The organism is Pontimicrobium sp. MEBiC01747, assembly GCF_053601635.1.
This window is the reverse complement of the sequence record NZ_JBSHNS010000264.1, coordinates 1-7,297: the sequence shown is the minus strand read 5'-3', so window position 1 is coordinate 7,297 and position 7,297 is coordinate 1. Positions and strand designations below refer to the sequence as shown.

General features: G+C 31.8%; 6 protein-coding genes. 5 read left to right on the top strand and 1 reads right to left on the bottom strand.

What is annotated here, in order from left to right; translation table 11 throughout:
* The 5 genes from ACVC2P_RS08760 to ACVC2P_RS08740 all read left to right on the top strand — a co-directional run.
* On the top strand, positions 1 to 1,008 hold a 1,008-nt coding region (locus tag ACVC2P_RS08760; protein ID WP_452598097.1), incomplete at its 5' end, for a sensor histidine kinase.
* A complete protein-coding gene (locus ACVC2P_RS08755) occupies positions 1,005 to 1,721 on the top strand; it encodes a LytR/AlgR family response regulator transcription factor (protein ID WP_452598096.1) in 717 nt (238 codons plus the stop codon). The genes ACVC2P_RS08760 and ACVC2P_RS08755, both read left to right, overlap by 4 nt.
* Before the next feature lie 79 nt (positions 1,722 to 1,800).
* On the top strand, positions 1,801 to 3,150 hold the full coding sequence (locus tag ACVC2P_RS08750; RefSeq protein WP_452598095.1) for a hypothetical protein: 1,350 nt from the start codon (positions 1,801 to 1,803) through the stop codon (positions 3,148 to 3,150).
* Between the two features lie 165 nt (positions 3,151 to 3,315).
* Positions 3,316 to 5,223, top strand: coding sequence for a molecular chaperone DnaK (dnaK, locus tag ACVC2P_RS08745; protein ID WP_452598094.1), 1,908 nt, complete (start codon positions 3,316 to 3,318; stop codon positions 5,221 to 5,223).
* 126 nt (positions 5,224 to 5,349) lie between these two features.
* Positions 5,350 to 6,297, top strand: a complete 948-nt coding sequence (locus ACVC2P_RS08740) for an NAD(P)H-dependent flavin oxidoreductase (protein ID WP_452598093.1) — start codon at positions 5,350 to 5,352, stop codon at positions 6,295 to 6,297.
* Between the two features lie 81 nt (positions 6,298 to 6,378).
* Here ACVC2P_RS08740 and ACVC2P_RS08735 read toward each other — a convergent pair.
* On the bottom strand, positions 6,379 to 7,297 hold a 919-nt coding region (locus tag ACVC2P_RS08735; protein ID WP_452598092.1), incomplete at its 5' end, for a T9SS type A sorting domain-containing protein.

Here is a 7,297-nt window from a genome sequence, read left to right as displayed (position 1 = left end):
AGCCCACATAGTAAAAATAAAATTACATTTTATAAACAGAAATCTGCATTTTATAAAAAACGAAAACAAATGGATTCTGCTAATTTTTGGCTGAATGAAACGTTTAAAACACATAATGAAATAGAAGAATTTAATAAAGCTAGAGTAATAAAAACAAACGAATTAATTTTAGAAATTAATAAAAAGGATAAAGAGATTGAAGCTTTTAAAATAGAAGTTAAAAACAATGAGTTACTACAAAAAAATAAACAACAAAAAAGACTCTTTGTGTTTTTATTTATACTATCAATATTATTACTAATAAGTATATATGGTGTTTATAGAATAAAGAAAGACAAAAAAATATTATTAAGTAAGAATACAGAAATACAGAATAAAAATAAAGAAATTGAGAAGGCACTTATTGAAAAAGAAATATTATTAAAAGAAGTGCACCATAGAGTTAAAAATAATTTGCAAATAATATCGGGATTATTAGAACTGCAGAATATAAAGGTGGATGATCAAGAAATAAAAATAGCTCTAGAAGAAGGTAAAAATAGAATTCAGTCGATAGCACTTATACATAAAATGATGTATCAATCTGATGCAATCAGTAAAATTGAAATGCAAGAGTACCTTGAAGAGCTGGTAGCCATGTTAAAAGTTTCTTATGAAAACCCTCAAAAACCGATAGATATTATTATAAATGTAGAAAAAATAAGTATTGATATCGCTAAAGCAGTGCCAATAAGTTTAATTATTAATGAGGCGACTTGTAATGTCTATAAACATGCTTTTACAACTGAAACCGAAAGAAGGTTAGAGGTTGTATTAAAACAAACAAGTAGTAACAATGAACTTATATTAGAAATAAAAGATAATGGTAGAGGTTTACCCCAAAATTATAGTTTAGAAAACTCAAAAACTATAGGTTTCGATTTAATTAAAGGGCTAACTAGACAGCTAAAAGGAAACTTAGTGGTTAAGAATAGCAATGGATTAACTATACAAATACAATTTAAATGAGCAAAGATGTAAAGGTATTAATAGTAGAAGATGAGTATATTACTGCCAAATTAATTGCAGAGTATTTAGAAAAAAACAATTATTCAATTGTTGGCATAGCAGTTTCTACAGAAGAAGCTTTACAATATTTAAAAGAAGACATTCATTTAGTAATATTAGACATTAATTTAAATGAAGAAAGAGATGGGATATGGTTGGCGAATTATATAAATATTAATTATAACATTCCTTTTGTATTTTTAACGGCATATTCAGACAAGTCTACCATTTCTAAAGCAATAGAAACAGACCCTTACAACTATTTAATTAAACCTTTTCAAAAACCAGAATTATTTTCTGCGATAGAATTGGCGTTACATAAACATGAAAAGAAAGCAAAAGCAAATAAAAAAGGGACGCTATTATTAAAAAACATAGACAAATTCGATCAAGTTAGTATAGATTCAATATTATTTATAGAATCCAGAAAAAACTATTTATTTATATACACAAAAGATAGAGAGTATAAATATAGAGCTACAATTAAAGAATTTATTAACCAATTAACAGAAGCTTTCGTACAAGTGCATAGAGGTTTTATTGTAAACATTCATGCCATAGAATCCATGGATAAAACGAAGCATACTATTTATATTAAAAATTATACTATACCAGTCTCTAATTCTTTCAAAAGGAGTTTGTTAGAAAAAATAAAAATATTTAAATATCCCTAAAATAAGTCCTTTTGTCCCACAAATTGTATTCTTTTGGGATAAGAAAGCATATTTGTGAAACACAACTTCCCATACAAATATGAAAAATGCAAGCTTACTGTTAATAAAAGCAGTACTTTTATTTAATTCTTTTGTGGTGTTCTCCCAAGTTGGTATAGGAACCACAACACCTGATGCTAGTTCAGCATTAGATATAGAATCTACAACTTCAGGATTATTAATTCCAAGGTTAACACAAGCACAACGAGATGCAATTACAACTCCAGCCACTGGATTATTAGTTTTTCAAACAAATAATACACCAGGGTTTTATTATTACGATGGCTCGGTATGGCAACCTTTTGGAGGTGCAGCAGATAGTGATTGGACAATTAGTGGTAATGATATGTATAATGCTAACTCAGGTAATGTAGGTATTGGCACAACAAACCCAACAACTAAATTACATATAGAAAATACGAGTTCAGCCACTACAATTTTAAATCAAGATTTTGAGATAGCACTAGCACCACTAACTACAAGTGGAGATGCAAATTGGTTTACACAAACAACAAGTACAAATACAGGAACTCAGGCAGCAGAATCTGGTGATATTGCAGATAACCAAGAGTCAATTATGGAATACTCAGCAACAATACCTGCTAATGGAGCTACACTTAGTTTTTATTACGAGGTGAGTTCTGAAGCATCATTTGACTTTTTAGAATTTTCTGTAGATGGAACTGTTATAGACTCTTGGTCTGGTACAATACCATGGACAAATTATACTTATAATTTTGGAAGTGCAGGAACACATACATTACGTTGGAGGTATTTTAAAGATTCTTCTGCAGATGGCGGTAGCGATATTGCTAGAGTAGATGATATTACATTAATATCTAGTGGAGAAGCAGCCATAAGAATAATAGACGGAAACCAATCTTTAGGAAAAGTATTAACGAGTGATGCTAATGGTAATGGAAGATGGACAACATTAACAAGTAACGAAATTTCAGATATTCCAAATATTGCAACAATAGATACCATGGAAATCCCTATTTGCAATTCTAATTCGGTAGGATCTACAGGTACCTTTAACACCACTATAAAAGGTGTGGCTACTACAGTAACTTGGGAGGTACTTCAGCAACAAACTACAGCTGGGCAAACAGCAACCATTAGTGGGCAAGATGTGCTAGTAGCACCTTTTTTGCCAGAACGCTTACAAGTTAGATATAGCTTTTCACCTAATTTACCTTTTAACCCAGGTGGAATTATTTTCTCTGCTAATAATAATAGTTCATTCCCAGACACCTTCAGTTTAAATTATGCAAGTAAATCTCAAGCAGCTATAGTTATGAATATAACAAGAACAGATACTTATGGAGATACTACAGCAAATTGTTGGGCAGGTCAATTCTATTTTGATATATTTATGACAGAAAATTAAATATTACAATATCCCCGAATACTATAGAAAAGGTCTCATTTATATTGAAACCTTTTTTTATTTTATGACATCGTGTCAGTTCTTTTTCGTTGGCACAATCATTGACTTATAGTAATCGTATTTAAAAATAATATTGAACACAAAAAAATAAAATTATATACTATTATGAGTAAAATTATAGGAATCGATTTAGGAACAACCAACTCTTGTGTTTCTGTAATGGAAGGTAACGAGCCAGTTGTAATTCCTAATGCAGAAGGTAAACGTACAACACCTTCAGTTATCGCTTTTGTTGAAGGCGGAGAAATAAAGGTTGGAGATCCTGCAAAAAGACAAGCAGTAACAAATCCAACAAAAACAGTTTATTCTATTAAACGTTTTATGGGTAATAAATATTCTGAATCTAAAAAAGAAGCAGAACGTGTACCTTATAAAGTAGTAAAAGGAGATAACGATACACCACGTGTAGATATAGATGGTCGTTTATATACACCACAAGAATTATCTGCTATGGTACTTCAAAAAATGAAAAAAACAGCTGAAGATTATTTAGGAACTTCAGTAGCAGAAGCAGTAATTACAGTACCAGCATACTTTAACGATGCTCAACGTCAAGCAACTAAAGAAGCAGGAGAAATAGCAGGATTAAAAGTTCGTCGTATTATTAACGAGCCTACAGCTGCGGCTTTAGCGTATGGATTAGACAAAAAAGGATCTGATCAAAAAATTGTAGTATTCGATTTTGGAGGTGGTACACATGATGTTTCTATCCTAGAATTAGGAGACGGAGTATTTGAAGTATTATCTACAGATGGAGATACACACTTAGGAGGAGATGACGTAGATGAAAAAATCATTAACTGGTTAGCAGATGAATTTAATGCAGAAGAAGGTATGGATTTACGTAAAGATCCTATGTCTTTACAGCGTTTAAAAGAAGCTGCAGAAAAAGCTAAGATTGAATTATCTTCTTCAGAGCAAACAGAAATAAACTTACCATATATTACAGCAACAGCAAGTGGCCCAAAACACTTAGTACGTACATTAACAAGAGCTAAATTCGAGCAATTAATAGACGATTTAGTAAAAAGAACAATAGAGCCTTGCCAATCTGCATTAAAAGCAGCCGGATTATCTAAAAGCGATATTGATGAAGTAATATTAGTAGGTGGTTCTACACGTATCCCAGCGGTACAAAAAGCAGTAGAAGCATTCTTTGGAAAAGCACCAAGTAAAGGCGTTAACCCAGATGAGGTTGTATCTCTAGGAGCTGGAATACAAGGAGGTGTTTTAACAGGAGATGTTAAAGATGTATTATTATTAGATGTTACACCTTTATCTTTAGGAATTGAAACAATGGGTAACGTAATGACGAAGCTTATTGAAGCAAATACAACAATTCCAACTAAAAAATCTCAAGTATTCTCAACAGCAGCAGATAATCAACCATCTGTAGAAATCCATGTATTACAAGGAGAGCGTGCTATGGCAGGAGATAACAAAACAATTGGACGTTTCCACTTAGATGGTATTCCACCAGCACAAAGAGGAGTACCTCAAATTGAAGTAACTTTCGATATTGATGCTAACGGTATCATTAAAGTATCTGCTACAGATAAAGCAACAGGAAAATCACAAGACATTCGTATAGAAGCCTCTTCTGGTTTAACTGAAGACGAAATCCAGAAAATGAAAGCAGATGCAGAAGCAAATGCAGAAGCAGATGCAAAAGCAGCAGAAAATGCTAAGAAATTGAATGAAGCAGATTCTATGATTTTCCAAACGGAAAAGCAATTAAAAGAATTTGGTGATAAATTATCTGATGATAAAAAGAAGCCAATTGAAGAAGCTTTAGAAGAACTTAAAAAAGCATTTGAAACTAAAGATTTAGCAGTTATCGACCCAGCATTAGAGAAAATAAATGAAGCTTGGAAAGTAGCTAGCGAAGAAATGTACAAAGCACAACAAGAAGCTCAAGGAGGCGCTCCAGGACCAGATGCTAATGCCGGTGCAGAACCAGCACAAGCAGAAGGAGACAATGTTGAAGATGTAGATTTTGAAGAAGTAAAATAAAAAATAAGTGTTTTCATATAAAAAACGCAATCATTAGTTTGATTGCGTTTTTTTGTGAAGCATAATTTTATTATGCTTGCATAGTAAAATTATAACTATATTTGTAAGACAAACGATTAAAAAACTATGAATACTAAGCTAACACAACTTCTAAATATTAAATATCCAATAATACAAGCTCCAATGTTTTTGGTATCTAACGTTGCTATGGTAACAGAAGCTATGAAAGGAGGTATTGCTGGTTGTATTCCTGCATTAAATTACAGAACTTTAGAAGAGTTAAGAGCAGCTATTAAAGAATTAAAAGCAAATAAAGTTGAAGGCGGTTCGTTTGGATTTAATTTAATTGTAAATAAATCAAACATAAAATATAAAGAGCAATTGCGAGTATTATGCGAAGAAGGGTGCGATTTTATTATTACCTCTTTAGGAAGCCCAGAAGAAACCATTAATCAAGCACATAAAGCAGGAATAAAAGTGTTTTGTGATGTTACAGACTTACGCTTTGCAAAAAAAGTAGAACAATTAGGAGCAGATGCAGCCATTGCTGTAAATAATGAAGCAGGAGGACATCGTGGTAACCTATCGCCAGAAGAATTAACAAACATGTTAAGCACTAGCTTAAATATTCCAGTAATATCTGCAGGAGGTGTTGGTTGTAGAGCAGATATAGATAAAATGCTTAGCTACGGAGCAGAAGGCGTATCTGTAGGAAGCCCATTTATAGCCTCTATAGAAGCAGGAGTAACAGAAGAGTATAAGCAAGCTTGTGTAGACTACGGAGCCAAAGATATAATCATGACAGAACGTATCTCTGGAACGCCATGTACAGTTATTAATACACCTTATGTACAGAAAATAGGAACCAAACAAACTTGGATAGAAAACCTATTAAATAAAAATAGAAAATTGAAGAAATGGGTGAAAATGATTCGCTTTTCCATAGGTATGAAAGCCACAGAAAAAGCAGCCAAAAAAGCCACTTATAAAACAGTTTGGGTAGCAGGGCCAAGTATAGAACATACTAAAGCTATTTTACCTGTAAAGGATATTGTTGAGAAGTTAGTTAATTAAACTATTAAAAACAGAATAAATATAAAGCCCAAATATTAAACTAATATTTGGGCTTTATTAATATAATTAATAAATGAGCTATTAATTTTTTATAAACTTTTTTGTTTCTATTATAGAGTCATTATTAAAGAATTTTATAATGTAAATACCCTTTTTTAATGCAGATATATTTAGTTTTTTACTATCAGATTTTAGTATCAAATCACCTCTCAGGCTATAAATATTTACACGATTAAAAGCGGTTGTTGCAGTTATATTTATAACATCTGTAGCTGGGTTGGGGTATATTTTAATACTTGTATTTTCTTTTATGGGCGTTGAGTTTAAAGCTAGTCTTCTCCTGTAAGTAACAGAAGTAGTTTTTACAGTAGAACAACCAGTATTTAAATTAGTTACTCTTACAGTATAAGGATAAGAACCTTCTTGACTTTTATAAACAGTAATTTGATTAGTAGTACTAATTACAGGAGTATTCGTCGATGTGCCTTCATACCATTGATAAGAGTAACTTCCATTTGGTAAACCAGTAACAGTCTTCGTTGCAGAAAAACCACCATTAATATCAATCCAGTTAATACCACCACTAAAACCATAAGTTGGTCCACTTACTATAACTCTCATTGTTCTAGATACCCATTGATTAGTAGGGCCAGAATTAAAAGAGTATTTAACACGATATTCTACAGGATCTCCATTTGGAGATGAAAAAGAAAAACCATCTTGAGCGTATAGTTGAGATACATTAATAGGAGAAAATGGCAAACCATATATAGTATGTGTAGACCAATTAGAAGTACTTCCATTAGCATTTACTCTATTAATTTGAATATAAAATCTAAGGTGGTGGTGAGTATCAACAGATTTAGAAGCATCTAAAATAACATCTTCACCATCGCAAATATTGATTCCAATGTTAGTATTAGAATCCTGACCATTTAAAACCATAGACATATGAGTTTGTGCTAGAGTTCCACTCATACTAACATTATCTATATAAAAG